General features: G+C 33.5%; 19 protein-coding genes and 1 other RNA gene. 17 read left to right on the forward strand and 3 right to left on the reverse strand.

The window, feature by feature from the left end:
* Window positions 1-32 precede the first annotated feature (32 nt).
* From ssrS to AST99_RS09960, 3 genes are all read right to left on the reverse strand, one after another.
* A non-coding RNA gene (ssrS, locus tag AST99_RS18355) (6S RNA) lies at window positions 33-160 on the reverse strand.
* Window positions 161-213: 53 nt separating this feature from the next.
* Window positions 214-507 (reverse strand): cell division protein ZapA, encoded by a 294-nt coding sequence (locus AST99_RS09955; protein WP_057781690.1) that lies wholly within the window; start codon window positions 505-507, stop codon window positions 214-216.
* A gap of 20 nt (window positions 508-527) precedes the next feature.
* Window positions 528-818 carry a hypothetical protein gene (locus tag AST99_RS09960; RefSeq protein WP_057781691.1) on the reverse strand — a complete coding sequence of 97 codons (291 nt, stop codon included), beginning with the start codon at window positions 816-818 and terminating at the stop codon, window positions 528-530.
* Window positions 819-997: 179 nt separating this feature from the next.
* Between AST99_RS09960 and AST99_RS09965 the strand changes: the two genes are divergently transcribed.
* The 17 genes from AST99_RS09965 to AST99_RS10045 all read left to right on the forward strand — a co-directional run bounded on the left by AST99_RS09965 (window position 998) and on the right by AST99_RS10045 (window position 20,963).
* Window positions 998-2,686 (forward strand): M23 family metallopeptidase, encoded by a 1,689-nt coding sequence (locus AST99_RS09965; protein WP_057781692.1) that lies wholly within the window; start codon window positions 998-1,000, stop codon window positions 2,684-2,686.
* The gene (locus tag AST99_RS09970; protein ID WP_083495657.1) at window positions 2,687-5,161 is read left to right on the forward strand and encodes a TonB-dependent receptor; all 2,475 of its coding nucleotides are present in this window, start codon (window positions 2,687-2,689) and stop codon (window positions 5,159-5,161) included.
* A gap of 73 nt (window positions 5,162-5,234) precedes the next feature.
* The gene (locus AST99_RS09975; RefSeq protein ID WP_057781693.1) at window positions 5,235-6,266 is read left to right on the forward strand and encodes a serine hydrolase domain-containing protein; all 1,032 of its coding nucleotides are present in this window, start codon (window positions 5,235-5,237) and stop codon (window positions 6,264-6,266) included.
* Between the two features lie 159 nt (window positions 6,267-6,425).
* The gene (locus tag AST99_RS09980; protein ID WP_057781694.1) at window positions 6,426-6,650 is read left to right on the forward strand and encodes a hypothetical protein; all 225 of its coding nucleotides are present in this window, start codon (window positions 6,426-6,428) and stop codon (window positions 6,648-6,650) included.
* A 135-nt stretch (window positions 6,651-6,785) separates the two neighbouring features.
* The gene (locus AST99_RS09985) at window positions 6,786-7,715 is read left to right on the forward strand and encodes a ketopantoate reductase family protein (protein WP_057781695.1); all 930 of its coding nucleotides are present in this window, start codon (window positions 6,786-6,788) and stop codon (window positions 7,713-7,715) included.
* A gap of 28 nt (window positions 7,716-7,743) precedes the next feature.
* Window positions 7,744-8,193 carry a WapI family immunity protein gene (locus AST99_RS09990; protein ID WP_057781696.1) on the forward strand — a complete coding sequence of 150 codons (450 nt, stop codon included), beginning with the start codon at window positions 7,744-7,746 and terminating at the stop codon, window positions 8,191-8,193.
* A gap of 134 nt (window positions 8,194-8,327) precedes the next feature.
* Window positions 8,328-8,789 carry a VOC family protein gene (locus tag AST99_RS09995; RefSeq protein ID WP_057781697.1) on the forward strand — a complete coding sequence of 154 codons (462 nt, stop codon included), beginning with the start codon at window positions 8,328-8,330 and terminating at the stop codon, window positions 8,787-8,789.
* 311 nt (window positions 8,790-9,100) lie between these two features.
* Window positions 9,101-9,619, forward strand: coding sequence for a hypothetical protein (locus AST99_RS10000; RefSeq protein ID WP_057781698.1), 519 nt, complete (start codon window positions 9,101-9,103; stop codon window positions 9,617-9,619).
* Between the two features lie 175 nt (window positions 9,620-9,794).
* Window positions 9,795-10,970 carry a DmpA family aminopeptidase gene (locus tag AST99_RS10005; protein ID WP_057781699.1) on the forward strand — a complete coding sequence of 392 codons (1,176 nt, stop codon included), beginning with the start codon at window positions 9,795-9,797 and terminating at the stop codon, window positions 10,968-10,970.
* A gap of 255 nt (window positions 10,971-11,225) precedes the next feature.
* Window positions 11,226-12,227 carry an alpha/beta fold hydrolase gene (locus AST99_RS10010; protein WP_057781700.1) on the forward strand — a complete coding sequence of 334 codons (1,002 nt, stop codon included), beginning with the start codon at window positions 11,226-11,228 and terminating at the stop codon, window positions 12,225-12,227.
* Window positions 12,228-12,740: 513 nt separating this feature from the next.
* The gene (locus AST99_RS10015) at window positions 12,741-14,333 is read left to right on the forward strand and encodes a T9SS type A sorting domain-containing protein (RefSeq protein ID WP_057781701.1); all 1,593 of its coding nucleotides are present in this window, start codon (window positions 12,741-12,743) and stop codon (window positions 14,331-14,333) included.
* 248 nt (window positions 14,334-14,581) lie between these two features.
* Window positions 14,582-15,217, forward strand: coding sequence for a hypothetical protein (locus tag AST99_RS10020; protein ID WP_232301609.1), 636 nt, complete (start codon window positions 14,582-14,584; stop codon window positions 15,215-15,217).
* Window positions 15,218-15,246: 29 nt separating this feature from the next.
* On the forward strand, window positions 15,247-15,816 hold the full coding sequence (locus AST99_RS10025) for a peroxiredoxin family protein (protein ID WP_057781703.1): 570 nt from the start codon (window positions 15,247-15,249) through the stop codon (window positions 15,814-15,816).
* A gap of 298 nt (window positions 15,817-16,114) precedes the next feature.
* On the forward strand, window positions 16,115-16,981 hold the full coding sequence (locus AST99_RS10030; RefSeq protein WP_057781704.1) for a hypothetical protein: 867 nt from the start codon (window positions 16,115-16,117) through the stop codon (window positions 16,979-16,981).
* Between the two features lie 216 nt (window positions 16,982-17,197).
* Window positions 17,198-17,617: a hypothetical protein gene (locus AST99_RS10035; protein ID WP_057781705.1), complete on the forward strand. Its 420-nt coding sequence runs from the start codon at window positions 17,198-17,200 to the stop codon at window positions 17,615-17,617.
* Window positions 17,618-17,843: 226 nt separating this feature from the next.
* Window positions 17,844-18,209 carry a hypothetical protein gene (locus AST99_RS10040; protein ID WP_157486353.1) on the forward strand — a complete coding sequence of 122 codons (366 nt, stop codon included), beginning with the start codon at window positions 17,844-17,846 and terminating at the stop codon, window positions 18,207-18,209.
* Between the two features lie 177 nt (window positions 18,210-18,386).
* Window positions 18,387-20,963, forward strand: coding sequence for an AAA family ATPase (locus tag AST99_RS10045; RefSeq protein WP_057781707.1), 2,577 nt, complete (start codon window positions 18,387-18,389; stop codon window positions 20,961-20,963).
* Window positions 20,964-21,298: the final 335 nt, after the last annotated feature.

A 21,298-nucleotide genomic window follows, 5' to 3' on the forward strand; every position in this document is an offset into this window, starting at 1 on the left:
AAAAAAGCCTGTACTGGTTCTATGTTTTGTATAAACTCCTTAAAAATAAGTTTAGGGCTAACAAGCTGATCAAGGATCTGCCCAAGTATTAAACGAATTTAACACTAGCAGCATGCTTTTACAACTTAAACTCACCCTCTTTAAAGAATTAACGTTGAGTTTATCAAAAAAAATGACCAATACAGGCAGTAACTTTGTTTATTTTAAAGATCGTTAAGATTTCAATTGGGTGTCTAATAAGCGATTTAAAGCGTTTAACTTATCCTCGACATGTTCACTAATCGACTCCTTATCTATTTGTTTTTGTTCTACTTGAGATGCAAATTGTAAAGCACACATGGCCAACACATCTTGTTTATCTCTTACAGAATAACTTTGCTCAAACTGTGTAATCATAGCTTCAATTTCCTTTGCGGCCTTACGTAAACCCTCTTCTTGCTCTGGCGCAATCGTTAGCGGGTAAACTCTGTTTGCAATAGAAAGTTTAATTTTAAGCATATCTGACATAAATTCAATTTACGATTACATTATTCCGAGAGTTGTGAAATACAATAATCTATCTCTCTAACTAATGAATTTATTTTAAGCTTTGTTTCCTTTTTGTTATCGTCACTGCCAAGCATGCTTTTTGCAATTTTGAGTGCTTCATATTTTTCTGACCAAGCCTCAATCTCTAGTTTATGATTTTGAAGGTTGTGCTGCGAATTTTGTAAATCTTCCTTTAACTTAGCATTTTCTTGCTTTAACGCATCAACGTTGCGTAGCATCTTGCTAATTTTATCTTCTAGAGCATCTACAATTTCTTCAATATTACTCATTTACAATCACCATACTTATCTCACAAAGTTAACATACCTAAGTAAAAATAACAATTGTTTTGGATATAAAATTTAAAATAGTTGGTTGTCTCTCATTTTCAATACAATGAAAAGCTTATGTTATATTATACTTTGCATATTGCGTTCAAATAATTACATTAGTGCCTCAATAATAATATATGCGAATTCCCTTATTTTTATTCCTTTTTATTCCCTTTGTATTGTTTTCACAAAACCCGTATCCACAGGATTATTTCAGTAATCCGTTGGAGATTCCGATAGTTTTGGCGGGGACTTTTGCAGAATTACGATCCAATCATTTTCATTCGGGACTAGATATAAAAACCCAACAGCGCGAAGGTTTAAAAGTATTGTCTGCTGCAGATGGTTTTGTAAGTCGCATAAAAATCTCACCTTTTGGTTACGGTAAAGCTCTTTATATTACTCACCCTAACGGATATACTACTGTATATGCCCACCTTTCTAAATTGTCTCCAAAAATTGAAGCGTATTTAAAAGAACGCCAATACGAAGCAGAGTCTTATGGTATTGAATTGTTTCCTCCTATTAAGGCATTGCTTGTAGACAAAGGCGAGCTTGTAGCCTATAGCGGAAACACAGGAAGTTCTGGCGGACCGCATTTGCATTTCGAAATTCGAGATAAGAATGAACACCCTTTAAATCCCATGTTATTTGGCATAAATACTAAAGATACCAACAAACCTACAATTAGCAGTTTGTACGCCTATCCTATTGGAGAAAATGCTCAAATTAATAAATCTGATAGCAAGCAAAAAATTAGACTGAGAGCTCAAGGCAATGGGAATTTTGTTGCCGAACCTATTGAAGCTTTCGGGAAAATTGGATTTGGAATTGAAACCGTAGATCGGCAAGATTTAGCTTACAATAATAATGGTGTTTACAATATTCAAACGCAATTTAACGGGCAAACTAATTTTGAAATCGATTTTAAATCCTTTTCATTTTTAGAAACAAACGACATTAATAGATTGATAGATTACGATATTTATAAAAACGAAAGAGACCGTATTCAGAAACTATTTATAGATACTAATAACGAGCTCAGTTTATATAAAAACACTACAGACCAAGGCTATATAACCATTACTGATAGCACCTCTGCAGTGTATAAAATAAAGGTCAGCGATTTTGAAGGTAATGCCTCTTGGATTACTGTGTCTATAGACGGAAAAGAAAATTCAACCGTTTTAAAAACACCTCCAGCAGTTACACCTTATTATTTATACGAAAATAAAGCGAGTACTTTAACCGAAGAAAATGTGACTGTAAACTTTTACAGAAACACATTTTATGAAGATTTTTTTATAGATTTTAAAGTCTCTAACGACACCTTACAGTTACTTCCTATTGGGCAAGCTGCCAGAAAAAACTTTAGCATAGCTTTCGATATTTCTAAATATAAAGAAGCCGATAAAGACCAATTATTTATTGCAGAATTGGTAGGCTATAAAAAGAGTCCGAGTTATTCTAAAACCACTAGAACAGATAATACGCTTATTACTTATACTAAAGATTTAGGCTATTATACTTTAGTTTCAGACACTATTGCTCCTACAATTGTGCCTACTAATTTTAAAAACGACCAATGGCTAAGTAGTGCAAAAACATTACAAGTTAAAATTACAGACGATATGTCTGGTATTTCTGATTATAGAGCGACCATTAACGGAAAATGGATTCTGATGGAATACGAGTATAAAAATAATACTTTAACTTACCATTTTAGTGACGGGATGAGTACCAAAGGACAAAACGATTTTAAACTCATAGTAATTGATAATGTAGGAAATAGTTCTACTTTTGAAGCTAGGTTTCACAGAAAATAAATGAATACAAACATCTTTAATACACGTTTTTTATTAAACGTTATCTGCATTTTAATTCCTTTTATAGCCGTTGCTCAAAGCGGAACATTACAAGGTGTTATACTAGACGAACAAAATCACCCTATTGCCAACGTTAATATTAAAGCTGGAACGCAAGGTACACAGTCTAACGAAAATGGATTTTATCTTATTAAAATTCCTCATAGTGAAAACGTACAAGCCGTGTTCTCGCATATAACTTTTAAATCTATAACTGCTAGTTTTAATTTAAAAGACGGTGAAGTGTTCGAGTTTAATCCTGTCATGAATACTAAAGTAGAACAAATTGCTACTGTAGTCTTATCGGGGAATAAACGAAAAGATGTGCAAGGTATTGTCACCTTAAACCCAACTGTTATTCGTAAGATTCCGGGTGCAAATCCTGGGATAGAAAACTTACTAAAAACACTGCCTGGCGTAAGTAGTAATAACGAGTTAAGTACCCAATATTCTGTACGTGGTGGAAATTACGACGAAAACCTAGTTTACGTTAATGGTATAGAAGTGTACAGACCATTTTTAGTCCGCTCTGGACAACAAGAAGGTCTTAGTTTTGTAAATACCGACATGGTACAAAATGTAGATTTTTCTGCTGGTGGTTTTCAAGCAAAGTATGGCGATAAATTATCTTCAGTATTAGATATTACCTATAGAAAGCCAGTAGATTTTGGTATCAATGCCGATTTAAGTTTACTTGGCGGAAGCGTATCTATAGAAGGCATTAGTAAAGATTCAAAATTCACCAGTCTTGTCGGATTACGTTACCGCGATAACAGTTTATTAGTAAACGCTAAAGAAACAGAAACCAATTACGATCCTAAATTTGCAGACATACAAACGTATTTCACCTATCAGTTTACAGATAAATTCAGTATGAATTTTTTAGGAAATGCATCTATCAACAAATACAATTACGAGCCTGAAACACGTCAGACTAATTTCGGAACCTTAGATGATGCTCAAGCCTTATTGGTATATTATGAAGGTGAAGAAAAAGATGCTTACCAAACGCTTTTTGGAGCATTACAAGCCACTTATGATGTGAGCGACGATTTACACTTACACTTAGTTGCATCTACATATCACACCACAGAAGAAGAGTATTTTGATATTTTAGCAGAATACAGATTGGGAGAAGTAAACAGCAATATAGGCGATGAAGATTTAGGTGAAGTGGAATATAGTGAAGGTATTGGCGGACAACTAAACCACGGAAGAAACGATTTAGATGCCTTAATTACTACTATAGAACACAAAGGAACCTACTCGACTAACGACAACGATTTTAACTGGTCTGTAAAATATACTAATGAAGATATTCGCGACAGGTTAGTAGAATGGGAAGTTATAGATTCGGCTGGATATTCTATAAATGCACCCGATTATTACACGCCAAACAATCAGCCGTACGAACCTTATGAAGGCCCATTAGAAGCATACCAAAATGTAAGAGCTACCAATAGCACAAGTATAGACCGAATACAAGCCTATTTACAATGGAGTCGTCGTTTTGAATTAGGCGATCACGAAGTTTGGGCAAATGCTGGGGTTCGCTCCCACTCTTGGACCGTGAGTGGCGAAGGTATTGAAAGCAACTCACAAACCGTTTTTAGTCCGAGAGCGCAATTCGCTATAAAACCAAATTGGAAACACGATATGCTATTTAGAGTCTCTGGAGGTTTATATTATCAGCCACCTTTTTACAGAGAATTAAGAGATGAAACCGGAACCGTAAATCCAGAGGTTAAAGCACAAAAATCTGTACATTTTGTATTGGGTAACGATTACAGTTTCCAAATGTGGGAACGCCCGTTTAAACTGACTACAGAAGCCTATTATAAAGACCTAACCGACGTAAATCCATACACGGTTGAAAATGTTCGTATAAGATATGCTGCTAATAATAATGCCGTGGCTTACGCCTATGGTTTAGATTTACGCTTAAACGGAGAGTTTGTACCTGGAACAGAATCGTGGTTTAGTTTTGGCTATTTAAAAACCGAAGAAAACATAGATAATCGTGGGTATATTGCACGACCAACAGATCAGCGATTAAAATTTGGTGCCTTATTCCAAGATTACGTGCCCAATATTCCTGCCATGAAAATGTATTTAAACTTAGTGTACAACACCGGATTACCTGGAGGTTCGCCTAGTTATGCCGACCCATACGTTTACCAAACACGCTTACCAGATTATAAACGTGCCGATTTAGGTTTACAATATGTTATCGTAGATGAAAACAAAGACTTTGACAGCGGTTGGAAAAAATCATTTAAATACTTATCTGTAGGTTTCGAAATTTTTAATGTGTTTGATGTTCAAAACTCCATAACCAATACTTGGGTGCGCGATGTGTACAGTAAAAAACAATACGCTATTCCTAATTACCTAACACCAAGAGTGTTTAACATTAGAACAACCATGAAGTTTTAATCTTTTTTTTTATATTCAGATCTCATATAGAATGTGATACAGTTAAACTCAAGCATTCTAAATGGAATGCATTATGAAAAAGCAAAATCTAAAAATATTTAGAATAGTCTTATTATTAGGAACCCTAATCTCTCTTTATTTTGTGCCCTGGCCCATTGTAAAAGCATGGTTAATTCCGCTTCCTGATAACGTCCAAACACAAGTAAACAAAGCAACCGATTATGGGTTCGATGGTATTATTGTGTACGTTGATAAGGCTAATAAAACACCAACTTTATATGCCGCAGGAACTAAGAACAGAATAGGTAATGTTCCCGCAGATCCTAAAGCTTTATTTAAAATTGCTAGTGTAGATAAACTTTATAATGCAGTTGCAGTATCTAAACTGGTTTACAACGGTACACTCGATTTAGATAAAACCTTAAGCGATTATTTACCAGAATTACAAGATAGAATTGCGTATGCCAATACGATTAGTATTAGAATGTTAGTTCAGCATCGTAGTGGTATTCCAAACTATACAGATACCTTTAATTATTGGAGTGAGCCTAAGACTAATGATGACGATAAACTGGCTCTCATTTTAGATAAACCTGCTAATTTTAAACCAGATACTGCTTACGCCTATTGCAACACAAATTACCTTTTACTTTCTAGAATTATGGAGCGCGTGCTTGGTTATGATCCTTTTATATTTATTCATAACGCCATTTTAAATCCTCTCAACCTAAACCAAACCTATGCGTCAATTAACGCTGTAAATTTAGATGATGTTATGAGCGGCTATTATGTAGGGTACGACACCGATTTAAAATCTAATCCGGTCGGTTCAATGCTAGCTACCGCCGAAGATTTAGGTAAATTTATAAGAGCCTTAAATGATGGTTCAGTATTTAAAAACAAAAAGGAACAAGATATTTATACTTCCATTTACAAATACGAACACACGGGATTAATTCCTGGCTATCAAACCATAGCTAAATATCATGAAGACATCGATACTGTAGTGATTCAATTTACAAATACAGTCGATTTTGAAGGCTACAATTGGAATCTATCTGAAATAATGTACAATCGAATTGTAAAAATTTTAAAAGGGACATAGTCGCGCCATCACCATTTTAAATTCTAATTGAGGTCTCAACTAAAGGTTTAATTTTTAAGTCAAAATCACCATTATTTTCATTATATTAGAACAATTTACGGTAGCTTCGTGATGTTATAATAACAGACCTAAACCGTTTATAATTTAAAAACCAAACAAATGGAACAACGCGTCGTAATTGCAATAACAATACTTGTTTTTTTAATCGTTTTATTCTTCTATTGGAAGCTTACTGTAGGTCGCTATAAAAGTGAAAATAGTGAGCGCATGAGAAAATTATGGGGAAAACGAACGTATTATTGGGAAGGTCTAATTTACGGAAGCACGTTTATTACATTTCTTATTATGTGTATTCTAAGATGGACAAAGGTCTTACACTTTTAAAACTCTAAAATTAAAATAAAAACGTGTGTTATGATTATATCATAAAAACGACAGAATATACTTAGCAATAAAAGTCGGAATTAACTTCTCGAATTTAGGTTTGTTTGGATAAGCACCGATTGAAATAAAAAAAATATGAAAATAGGTATCTTAGGCATGGGTGGAATTGGAAGTTTCATCGGAGCAAAACTGACAAAAAATTATGAAAACGACCCAGAAACCGACATCATCTTTATTTGCAGAAATGCCACTAAGAAAGCTATTAACCAAGACGGATTAACACTAATTACTGCTGATGAAACCCTAACAGCAAAACCGTTTTTAACCTCTGATGTGCCTGAAGAAATAGGAACATTAGATATGCTTATCCTTGCTACAAAATCCTTTTCTTTAGCGCAGGCCATCAAAACCTATCAAGATTGTATCAAGGAAGATACGGTTATTATTCCGCTTCAAAACGGCGTAGATGCTAAAGATATTATCGTAAAAAACTTGAATCATTACAATTCAAACATACTCGAAGGCTGTATTTACGTCGCTTCAAATATCGAAAAACCAGGCGTTGTAAAACACCTTGGCGGACCAGGTAAAATTGTTTTTGGAAATACAGACGAAATCGATTTTAAATGGGTTGAAACTATATTAACTACAGGTGGATTACAAGCCACATACACTAAGGATATTAAAACCTTTTTGTGGAAAAAATATATGTTTGTGTCACCAGTAGCAACCATGACTTCTGCCCTAAATATTCCATTTGGTGCATTAGTTGAAAATGCGGAATATATGCGTATCCTTGAAAACATGATGAAAGAAGTTAAAGCGCTTGCAAATGCTTTTAATGTAACGATAACCGACCAAGATATTGAGGCTGCTTTAGGGATGCTTTCTAATTTTCCGTATCAATCAAAATCATCACTGCAATTAGATTTTGAAAATAATAGTCCGCAGACAGAAAAATATAATTTAGTCGATTATGTCATAGAACAGGGAGAAACATTCGAGATTACTGTTGATACTTACAAAGACATGAATAAAAAAATAATCGCCTTATACACCACATAATTACCAATTAAATACAACGCTTACTTTAATGATTTTTAAAGGCATTAATCAACAAACTGTAGAATTTAAAATACTCAATTATCAGTTTCCAGAAGTACAAAATTGTGTATACGATTCTAATTGGTTACAGATCTATTTACAGGTAAAAAGTGATTGCGGAGAATGGGAAAGTACAGACCCATCACTTTTAGTATCAGAAGTTAAGGCGTGTATTTCATGGTTTACACATCTCGCTAACAACCAAACAGTCTCTCACTCGCTTAGTTTCCTAGAACCTAATTTAGAGTTTATTCTGCTTAAAAATGAATCAGAACTAAAGACTGTCCGCATAGTGTTCAGTTTAGAATCGCGACCAAAAGATACCGACAACACCAAATCATATGTTGTAGATTGCGAATGGACACCTGCTGAATTACATACCATAGTCTCGCAATTACAACTAGAGTTAGCCAACTTTCCTGAACGTGCATTAAACTAACTTTTATATGTTCTGCCAAATACTAAATGTCTTTTCACTAAATTAGTTGCTCTAATAGCGTGTACTAATCTGTTTTCTAAAATCTAAATCTTATAAAATAGCAGTACCTATGAGACGATTTAAAAACGAAACCTATGATACAAGGCATTTACGAAACACATATTCATGTTGAAAATTTAGAAACGTCTATAGATTTTTATGAAAACGTACTTGGACTTGAAAAATGTGGTTATAATGACGAGAGACGCATCGCATTTTTTTGGGTCGGTAAACCTCAGGAATATATGCTTGGATTATGGGAAAAACCAAAATCTGAAATTGTAAACATGCATTTTGCCTTTCGGTGCGATAAGGATGATATTTTAAACAAATCGGTTCAATTTTTAAACAGTCGGCAATTAAAACCCTATAATTTTTTAAGAGACGGCACAGACAAACCCATGGTGTTTGCTTGGATGCCTGCAATAGCTATATATTTTAACGATCCAGATGGACATTGCTTAGAATTTATTGCCATTTTAGATGGTAAACCGAGACCAGAATTAGGCATCATTTCGTATGAAGACTGGACCAAAACAGTGCAAGAATCCACATAGTTTAGTGCGTTTTAAAGCATCGTTCATTATGTTAGATATTCATGGTCTGTAATTATTTTCAAATCATTATGCTAGCTTATCTGATGTTGACTAGACTCATCTTAAAAGTAAGTTGTAGTTATTAAACCCAAACAAAAGCTTATTTTAGAAAAAGATTACCCAAGACTGCACAGAAAACAGGTAAAATAATTAAGGCTGTTTTGCTTAGATTATTTATTGAGGGTTAACACTATTTATAAAAATTATTTAATATTTCATAGTTAAGAATTCAGCAATAAAAAAACATAAAAAGAAACCATACTCCACTTAAAATGAACCTTTCCACGACACTAGTATTGCTCGCTTTTAATTTATGTCTCTCTGGGATATTTCAAGAACAGTTAAAGCCACACCAAGGCTTTCAACAAGACATACAGTCTGCTGTTTTAGACTCAGGATTTTACTTTATAAATGATACGTTGGGGATTCAAAAAACACATATAGATACTAAAGCATCTTATTTTGTGCATCCTAAAGTTGCAGTACATCGCAATACCATAAAAAAAGTAAAATTTACAACTATAGCTACCAAAGTATTTGGTAAGACACAAAAGCAATACGGCTTATTATTTACTGTAAACGAGGCTGGGAGAAAGGATATGACACAGGCCTCTAAAATGGCTTTTCAAAACCATCAACAACTGTGTTTAATTATTAAAAACGAGCTCATAGTCGTCTTCTATGTTAATAGTAAAATTAATGATGAGACGTTTTTTATAGGCATAGATACTTCAAAAGAGAAACTAAAAGACTTAGAACAAACAATAAAAGCTGAATTAAAAGAAAAGTAACCCCTTTTTAAATTCATACTCAGGTTACAATTTCACTTATAAATCATAAATAATAGCATAGAGAAAAATTAAACCTTCTGCCAACACCTTCACTAAAAAATGGCTAGTTTTATAGAAAACCAAATATATTGCTGTTTTGTGACCTCACACATCAGCATATGCTAACCCTTTCTATATGAAAAACATATTCAGCATTTGTATCATTTTATTTATGTGTTCACAAGCTTACGGACAAAAACCAAGAGCAAGAGATTTAGGCGTACCCTTTGTTGGAGAACCGGGAGTTTTTAACGCCATTACCGACGTACAAGGCGTAGAAGTTGGTTACAGTACAATTATATCTGGCGAAGGCGAAAACCACATTGGTAAAGGCCCAATAAGAACTGGAGTTACTGCCATATTTCCGCGAGGAAAAACCAAAAAATTTAGTCCGGTGTATGCGAATTGGTACAGCTTAAATGGCAATGGAGAAATGACTGGTACAACTTGGGTTACCGAATCTGGATTTTTAGAAACACCAATTATGATTACCAATACCAATAGTGTTGGTGTAGTTCGCGATGCTGTATTAAAATGGTATGTAGATACCGATTGGTATAGTGGCGAAGATTGGTGGTATACCTATCCTGTTGTTGCAGAAACCTATGATGGTTTTCTTAATGATATTTATGGTTTTCATGTTAAAGAGAAACATGTATTGGAGGCTATAGAAAATGCTTCTAGCGGAAAAATTGCTGAAGGCAATGTTGGTGGCGGAACAGGTATGATGTGCTTAGGATTTAAAGGCGGCACAGGCACAGCTTCACGAGTGTTTAAAATTAAAGAGGAAACATACACTGTTGGCGCTATTGTACAATCTAATTTCGGAGCCAAAAGAAATTTGTCTATTGCTGGAGTTCCTGTTGGTTTGGCATTAAAAGACACTTTAGGTTACACCTTTAATGGGCCTCCAAAATCTAGAAGACAAGAAGGAGACGGTTCAATTATAGTGGTTATTGCCACAGATGTTCCGCTATTGCCTCATCAATTAAAAAGAATTGCACAACGTATTCCTTTAGGTGTTGGTATTGTTGGCGGACGAGGAAGTAATGGTTCTGGAGATATATTTTTAGCCTTTTCTACAGCCAACGAAACGGCTTTTAATCGCGATGAAACGACTACCGTAAAATCTATGTCTAACGACCAACTTATGCCTGTATTTGAAGCTACTGTTCAAGCTGTGGAAGAAGCCATTATTAATGCCATGATTGCAGCCGAAACCATGGAAGGCATTAACGGAAATAAAGCTCATGCATTACCACACGATTTACTCATTAAAACCTTAAAAGCATACAATCGTATACAAGACTAAAAATGTAATTATTAGTTCAATACAAACAATTCATTGAAATCTTATCTGTGATTTACTTACTAAATGTGGAGTTTCTTAAGGCTTTAAAACCGAGATGAAGTTGTAAAAGAACGTTCACCTTACAGCTGTGTGAAAATAGGTTTAGCAACAGTGCAAATGGTAAATCCGAGTTAATATGTCTTGTTATACTCTTCATTTTATTAATTTAGTTGTCCCAACTAAATCTCCTAAGAACTGGTTAAAATTTTACAACACATGAAGAAGTTTATAATTACCTCATTACTCTTAATTCTAGTCGTTCAAGTCTCTAAAGCACAATCGGAAGCTGTAGATTGGTTAGATATTGAATTATCCAATTACGACTACCCTTTTCCGGTTTCCACACTTAACTTACACATACAAGAGCAGGATTTAAAAATGGCTTATATGGATATTAAGCCGGAGCAATACAACGGAAAAAACATTGTATTATTCCATGGTAAAAACTTTAATGGTGCGTATTGGAAAACAACGATTGAAGCCTTAACACGTGAAGGGTATCGTGTTATTGTTCCAGATCAGATAGGTTTCGGAAAATCGTCTAAACCCTTACATTTTCACTACACCTTTCAGCAATTGGCTCAAAACACCAAAACATTGTTAGATACTCTAAATATTGAAAAAACAGCAATTTTAGGTCATTCTATGGGTGGTATGGTAGCCACACGCTTCGCTTTAATGTATCCGAATACTGTAGATAAATTTATTTTAGAAAATCCGATTGGACTTGAAGATTGGAAATTAAAAGTGCCTTATAAACCTGTAGAATGGTGGTACGAAAACGAGCTTAAAAAAAGCTACGAAGGCATAAAAAAATATCAACTTGTTAATTATTACGATAACTCTTGGAAACCTGAATACGACCAATGGGTGAAGTTACTAGCAGGTTGGACCTTAAACTCAGATTATAAAACCATTGCATGGAATAATGCCTTGACTTATGATATGATTTTTACACAACCTGTCGTGTACGAGTTTAAAAACATTACGGCGCCTACATTACTCATTATAGGAACTAGAGACCGTACAGCTTTAGGTAAACCTTTAGTTTCAGAAGAGGTTAGAAAAACAATGGGATTATATAACAAATTGGGTAAAAAAACACAACAAACCATTCCGAATGCCAAGTTGGTAGAAATAGAAGATGTTGGACACTTACCTCATATAGAAAAATTTGAACGTTTTATAAAGCCATTACTTCAATTTTTAAAAGAATAACATCTGCGAGTAAATAGCTATAAGTTTCATTTTATAAAATTCTAAACGGAATTCTATCACAATCTTATGTGCTCATTTTTTTAAGTTTTGAGCACATAAAATATATGCTCTCCATGCATTTATTATGATATAGATTGTAATAAGTTTTGCATGTGGTATTTCGTTTATAATTCCACAAATGCATGATTAATATGGTATCCTAACAGAACATAACCGCCCTGTTTCCTCGTGCCTATCAACAACTGCACGCCCCTCGCCTAGCGGGTTTTGATACTTTAGTTACTATTACAATGAATGGTAGTGTTCCCATTCATGGCACAAGAATGGCCGTACAAATAGGCTAAATGTAATCCTTAACAGATCTAAAATTGGTCTAAATTTTATGCTGTTCTCTTCTAAAAATTACTTCAATTTATGGTTTTCCCGTAACTCGATGAAATGAATTTGTTTTACCTTTAAAAATCATTAACACAAATGTTTTTAAGCTAAACCCAAGTCTAAATTTCATCTAATATGAAGATAAAACTACTATGTATTTTAAGTATTTTTTTAATCAGTAAAAACAATGCTCAAGAGCAAATTTCTAATTTCACATATGAAGACACATATTTAAGTTCGCCCTCGTCTTTTTTCACCTTTAATGATCTCATATATTTTTATGCAAGTAATGATGGCTATGGAAGAGAAATCTGGACAAGTGATGGCACCAATACTAACACCAAAATACTAAAAGACATCCATACAGGCAGTGCAAACTCTGCTGTAAGTTTTTTAAATGAAAAGTCTGCTCTATTACATAACGAATTGTTTTTTATTGCAGAGAATGAAAATTCTGAAGGCGAGTTATGGAAAACAGATGGAACTTCTGAAGGCACTATTCAAATTACCAATTTTATAAATGATAGAGCAAGTGAACTTACCGCTGTTGGCAATCATATATTTTTTCTTATTAAAACCGACGATACTACACTACAAGTTTGGAAAACAGACGGAACAACAGACGGAACTGTACTTGTTAAAGATAATTTAGACATTTGGAATACGCCCTCTTTTCAAGGGAAATGTAACGAGACTTTTATTTTTACATTTCAACCCAATGGCTCTAATGAATCTAGAGTATGGAGAAGTGATGGAACTTCTGAAGGTACCTTTGCAATTACAGAAAACATAGACGGAAATGGTTCAGGTCCTGGAGGCACATCTGCTTTAAGTCAGTATATAGAATATAACGATAAACTGTACTTTGTTAGCCGATACTATTTACATGAAACAGATGGTACGCTAGAACACACAACTACACTGGCCAATATTTGGGATGGAGGTTCTAATTTGGCCAATTATAGTGACGTTATAGAAGCGAATAACAAGCTATATTTTCAGTTTTATTCATCTAATAAGTATCAAATAGCCATTTATGAATCAGATGGTACGACTGCCAATACCAAACAGATTTATTTTAAACAAGGTACAGATTCTTTTTTTCCTTCAGCATTACATAATACAACTGAAGCATTACTTTTTAGTAGCCCTAATGATAATGGGGCAACAGCACTAACAGCATTAAATTTAAATGACTATAGTACCTCGCTTCTAATAGATTTAGTAGATAGTTACCCAACGCTTCTCTATGTTTCCAAATACAAGGATATTGGTCACATATATAACATTAATGATGAGGAATATTTTATTACGGCTCCAGTAAATAGCACATATAGCAAAAAAGGTTGGATCTCTAATTTTAAAACCAACACTACTGTAAAGGTAAGTGATTTAGATGATGTTTCTAATGCAATTGTGTATAATCAAGAATTATACTACGCCAAAGACTATCAATTATGGAAATATTCTAATGTACTCCATACAGATTCTTTTACAAAGTCTACGTCATTATCGCTTTACCCAAATCCGTCTTATGATTTTATTTCTTTTAAAACGGACCAACATATTTCAAGCGTAAAAATTTATGACACCTCTGGTCGATTAATGATTAACATACCAGATGTTGAGTCTAATACAATTAATATCTCTAAATTAAGTCTTGGTCATTATATTGCTCAAATTAGAGTAAACAACACACTAATTAGTAAACAACTAATCAAGAAATAAATCGTGTCCTTATAGCTTATAAACAATACGTTAAGCACATGACACAATTAAGACCTAAATATTAAATAAACCTCCCTTTTAAATTGAAAACCGTTCTAAAAACTCTATTTACATTAACCCTCTTTATTATACTAACAATCACGACACAAATAGGAGGCGTTTTATATGTGTTAAGTATATGTATTGCAAAACGATTAAAAGTTCAGTTAAAATATAATACACTCATTGCTTTTATAGTACTCTATTTAATGTCAACGTTAATTATAGTTCCAGCTGTAGCACCTCTTTTCGGACGCGAAACTGTAACCCATACCGCAGGAATAAAACCTACAAATTTTATGACGGTGTTGTTAAACAGAAATTATGTGCGCCCAGAACTAAACAAACTATTAACAAAAACGGCAAGAGCATTAGAGGGCACAGATATAAAAATCCGTTATTTAGATGCTAATTTTCCGTTTATCAATGCGTTTCCGTTACTTCCGCATTTAAGTCATAACGACGGCAAGAAAATAGACCTGAGTTTAATTTACGAAACTCCAAATGGCAACATCACCCAAACGCAAAAATCTGTGAGTGGTTATGGGGTTTTTGAAGCACCTAAACCAAATGAATACAACCAGGTTGAAACCTGTTTAAACAGCGGCTATTTCCAATATGATTATCCGAAGTATTTAACACTAGGAAAAATTAATTCAGATTTAATCTTCTCGGAAAGAGGAACAAAACTGCTAATCGAAACCCTTTTAAGACGTCCAGGTTTAGGTAAATTATTTATTGAACCGCATTTAAAACATAGAATGCATTTAAAAAACGATAAAATAAGATACCACGGATGTGGAGCCGTGAGACACGACGACCACATTCACATACAACTCAAATAAAAGAATGGTCTATTTTTAAAAATAAAAACATGAGTACATTACAAGAATTTCAAAAATTAGTGATCGCCAACGCCTCACATGTAAAAGGATTACAGGTTGGAGACACCGCCACAGATTTTAAATTACCAAACGCTTTTGGTCAATTCATTTCACTTTCAGAGGTTTTAAAAACAGGCCCCGTAATCTTAAAATTTTACAGAGGCGACTGGTGCCCTATTTGCAATCTAGACCTTAGAGACATACAACAGTATAAAGACCAATATCAAACATTTAATGCTAGCATTATAGCGATTAGTCCCCAAAAACCTGATGATGCGCTAAGCATAACTCAAAAAAACGAGCTGGGATTTGAGGTATTGAGTGATAGTAATCAGGACGTTATTGCCGCTTACCATCTGCAATTCGATCCCGGAACAGATTACCACCAAAGACGAGATCTTTCAGAACTTAATGGTAATGGTTCGCTCACCCTTCCCGTCCCCGCTACGTTTATAATCGATACTAATTTTAAGGTGATTGCCTCGCATGTTGAAGCGAATTATACAGAGCGTATGTCTGCGACAGACATTTTAAAAATTTTAGAACAGACCTATGCTTAAAATAGAGAAAGTTACACGATAACCCGATACACGCGATTAAACTCATATAGTAAATTGGAATCCTACAGGATAAATTGCAGCTAATGTTTTTGTAACGCAAACTGAATGTTGAACTATATGTGATATGCATTCGTAAATTAATCTTATAAAAACCAAGCTATTATGGTTTTCCGTAATCTTAATAGCAGAAATTAACTTATCTTTAAGAAATAACTTTAACACAACTTTTTTACGGGATAAACTAAGGTTTGTTTTGTATATAAGGAGTTGTACTGCATTTAAGAAAAATCGAGATTAAATGAACAAAATTCTGATTTTACTACTTCTTTTTTCTTCTTTGGCTTCGTGTCAAGAGAAAAAAACTGATTTTAAAATCACTCAATTCGAAGGAAATGAAACGAATGGACGAATTGTAAAAAAAGTCAAATACAATGACAACGGACAAATACGGTTTGAAAAACTTTCAGGATTTAAAACAACCAAATACAATAGTTTTGTAGATGTTGAGGAAACGAACTTCTACAAAGACACTCTTCTGATTAAAACCTTGCGGTATTATCCAAATTCAATAGACTCGGACAGCGCAAGAATTGAGTATAAATATAATAACAAAGACCAACTCATTACGAGAACTCATTATGATTACAAAAAACGACTTAAAGAAACTCTTGAATTCGGAGATTGTTTAATAGATTCAACTGATTATGAACCCAAAGCAACTTGGAAGTTAAGGTCAAAAATTAACTTCAAATATGACCAAAAGGGTAGAAAAATAGAATATTACGCACCAGAAAAGCATTGGGATAGTCAAAACCATTATTATTACGAATATGACGATAAGGACAATTTGATTAAAGAAACATCATTGAACGATGACGAATTAATTTGGGAAAAACACTTTGACTATTCCGAAAATGGATACGATTTTTTTTATAATCGAGAACCGAATAAAAAAATTGAGAATAAAGCAGATTGGCCTTACTATTATGAATTAAGATTTGTGAAAGATAATGATGGAAATATTTTAGAAGAAAATAAAAAAGGAAAAGACGGAACAATTGATTATCGTATTAAAAGGGAATTTAAAAACAATAGGATTATTAAGGAACAAAGGTATAATCGGAATAACGAATTAGAATTGACCTTTGTTTATGATTACGAGTAAAAAACGCAGTACAACAACGTATATATCTCATATCTAGTCAGTTACTTAATCGAAGTTAAGGTATATTTGCTAGTCCGCCAAATTTTTTAATTTGGCTTATTGATAAAAGATAATAAGAAAAATTTAAAAATTCGGCTCGTGCTTAATCCGAAAATAATTTTATAATTTGCACGCTACGAGCCATATACAAAACCGTTGGCAGTAAGCTGAAAATCGATGAATTATAAAAATCTGATATTAATTTTAACTATCTTAACTTTTGGACTTGTTAGCGGACAAAACCAAAGCGCGGAAAATATTAATGTGAGATACTTATATGGCAACGATTCAGAAGTATGGGAAGTCAATAAAATTGAACCGAATGATAGAATTATATTGACTAAAAGACTGGAAAACAAAAGCGAATACAAAGAATTAGTTACAATATTTTACAATAACGGTGGACTTAAAACTGGATATCCAAAAAACTCTGAAAAGCACGATGGAAAAACTACACCGAAAATAGGCACTTGGAAAATTGACCAAAGTAATCGGACTTTAACAACGACTATTTCATTGGGCGATTTCGGAAATAAATTTCTGATTTTAGAATTAAATACCGACCGATTAATATTAATGAAATTGAACAAAGAATAAAAGCCTACTGCCAACACCGTATAAAAATAATTGCGGTTTAGTGCTTAATCAAAAGGTCGTTGCGTGTTTGTAACGTCTGATTTTCCTTCGGAAAATCCTCGCATACAAACCCGAAACTATTCTTATACATAAACGTTGTAGCCAATTTGAGAAAATGAATTTAAAACAATATTCTATATTATTTTTACTAGTGCTTTATCTTTTATCATCTTGCATAAACAAGAAAATGAGCGTTGATAAAAATACCAAAGCTGAAATGATATCTGATAGTTCTGATAATAAGTATAAAGTATTTAAAATTGATTCTATTGAGGGTATATATATGATTTATGCTTTAAAGTCTGGAAAATACCATAAGATAATATCCCAAAATAGTGACTCAATAAATAGTAATTGGAAACCAATATTACCCAATGTAATTTATGAGTTTGAGTTAGATACCTTAATCTCTCAAATAGGAGTTTACGAACATATGTCTGGATTGGTTTGGACTTATGATGGACCAACAATTGATTTTGAAGGAGATTCAATTAGGGATTTATATACTTCACCAAACATAAAGGGATTGTACTATAATCCAAAAATTGAATAAAATTGAAAAAACTGCACACAACAATGTGTATAATTCATTGCTAGTTATAGCTTACTTACGAAAGTCCTCGCGGACTTTCTATTCGGTTTTTATTTATTAACTTAGTAACTTGATCACGCAACAAACCATATACTAAACCGTTAGGCAACATGCAAAGAAACATTGAAGAATAGATAAATGTCAGAAACACCATTAAAAAATCAAATAATAGCTTGGCTAAAGAACTTCAATTATTGGTTTCAGTATGCTGGCAACAAATTATTAGAAGGGGAAACAATTACTGATGAATTGGCGGCAACTACGTACGTGTTATTCAAAGAGAATTGTGGGCTGAAAGAAAAAAAAGAAAAAATAGAGGAGGTTAATTACAGTGAAATGGCAGTAAGTAGTGAGGTCGAATCTGAACCACTTGAACTGAAATTAATAAAAGACATTGAAAACGTCAATGCTCTTGCAAGTCAACAATCAATAGTAATAAACCCAAACTTGACTATCATATATGGTGGAAACGGAACGGGAAAATCTGGTTACATAAGACTACTAAACAATGCCTTTAATTCAAGAGGTGATAAGCAAATTCTACACAACGTATTCAATAGCATAATATCAGGAGAGCCATGCTGTAAGTTTACATTTCAATCAGATACTTCAAAAATTGAATTAGAATACCCCAAAGACAAAGACAATACAGTATTTACCCAATTCTCAGTTTTTGATAGTCATAGCGTCAGGGTCCTCTTGGAACAGGACAATAAGTTGAATTTTACCCCAACAGGCTTTGAATTTTTCGAGAAAGTTTTACTACTCTATAGAGCCCTAACGACAAAACTTCAAGAAGAAATTTTAGCCAACCGACCCTATAATGAATTTGAGAAACATTTCATTAACGAAAATTCAATACAAACAGAAATAGCCAAACTTGGTGCAACCACAGATATTAAGAAACTAAAAGAGCTTGGAAATTACACAGAAGCAGATGAAGAGAAACTTACTAAACTTTTAGAAAAATGGAAGGAACTTAAATCACTTGATATCCCTAAGAAGATATACGAGTTGCAAAAGCTTCAAGGGCAGTTAACTGAATTTACAACACGGCAGCAGGCAATATTAGATTTACTTAAACCAGAGGAAATTGAAATCTATAAATCATTAATCACTTCATATCATAAATTACGAGATTTAGCAAAGCAAGAGGGAATTACCAGTTTAAAGGAATATGAAATTGAAGCATTGGGAAGCAACGAATGGCGTGACTTTATAAAAGCTTCTAAATCTTACGCTACAGTTATAACAGAAAACATGGAGAATGGGACGGAATACCCTGATGACACTGATAATTGCCTATTCTGTCTGCAACCGCTTACAGATAAACAAAACACTCTCATTAAATCTTATTGGAAACTTTTAAAGAGTGAGGCAGAAGCAGAATTAAATCGAATAATCCAAAAAATTCAGGAAGTAGAAAAAAAGCTGAAAGGTCTTTCACCTGCCAAGTTTGATGAAACAACCACTCTATTCCATTATGTCAATATGATTGATGAACCATTAGCAATGAAATGGAAAGACCTTGTAGCTGCCTCTGAGACTGTCCGTCAAAATCTTATTATCAATTTGTCCCAAGTAAAATTAGAATTACCAATTTCTTCATTCACAGATAACACTAAAGATTTTAATAAGATTGACAAACAGATAAAAGACACAATCGAAGAATTGATAAAGAAAAATCCTGTCAAAGAACTTCAGGTGTTGGAGGCTCAAATAAATTTCCTCAAAGACAAAAGTTTGCTAAACAAATTATTAGATAAAATTTTAAAATTTGTTGTGGCCCACAAATGGGCTGCAAAAGCAGAAAGGTTTCTTTCAGTATTTAACACAAGATCTATTACTGCAAAACAGGGTGAATTGTTTAACCAACACATCACCGAGAAATATACAAATACCTTCAATGATGAATGCGGAAAGCTCAATGCTCCAAATATTGTCAATATTGTTCAAAGAAATGCTAAGGTATCTACATTACGTAAACTCCAAGTTGAAGGTCAAATTGCTAATAATATACTAAGTGAAGGAGAACAAAGAGCTATTTCAATTTCAGACTTTCTTACGGAAGCACAACTAAATCCCAATAATAAAGGGATTTTCTTTGATGACCCTGTTACCTCTCAAGACCATGAAAGACGTGAGAGAATAGCATCAAGATTAGTTGAGCTTTCTAAACAAAAACAAATCATTGTTTTTACTCATGACATAGCATTTTTTATTCGGTTGAAACTTATAGCAGAAAACACTGGCGTAAATCATGAATACACAACTATTAGAAAAGCTGGAGGTACTCCTGGAATAATTAGCCCTGATTTACCTTGGATAATTCAACCTGTTGGAAAAAGAATAAAATTTTTAAGAAATCGATTGGTGCAATTAAGGACGGTAGAAAAGGAATCATCAGAAGATGAATACCTATTTTTTGCAAAATCTTGGTATGGCTTGTTACGCGAAACATGGGAACGTACCGTAGAAGAAAGATTATTCAAAGGAGTGGTAGAGAGATTCTCATTAGGAATTCAAACTCAAAAATTAAAAAAAGTCGCAGTAACAGAAGAATTTTTGAAAGACATAGAAACAGGGATGACTGAAAGTTCAAATTGGTTGCATGACGCAGCAGCAGGTTTAAACCCCACTCCACCAGATTCAAATAAAGCAGAAGCTGATTTAAACTTCCTTGACGAATTTGCAAAAAAATGTGTTTCTGCATGACGAATAAAACGCACGATTGCCCTACAAAGTATAAAAATAACAGCCGAAATAGTAGTAAAAATGAACATTATAGTCCTCTCCAACTTTAGTGGAAAATTGAAAAATTATTCTTCCAAAATCGGCTACTCTTTTTACACAAAACCGTTGGCTATAATTAAAAAATGAATCACACTTTAAGAATCACATTCCTAATAGTTATTTTTATATTTAATTCTTGTGGATACCAAAGAACAGAAGAAGATAAACATCCTGAAATCCCTATTTTTCCTAAGCATACAAATAATAAAATTTCTATAAAGGAATTTCCTTTTTATTTAACAAATATTAAATACAAC

The sequence above is a fragment of the Formosa algae genome, assembly GCF_001439665.1.
GTDB classification, from domain to species: domain Bacteria; phylum Bacteroidota; class Bacteroidia; order Flavobacteriales; family Flavobacteriaceae; genus Formosa; species Formosa algae.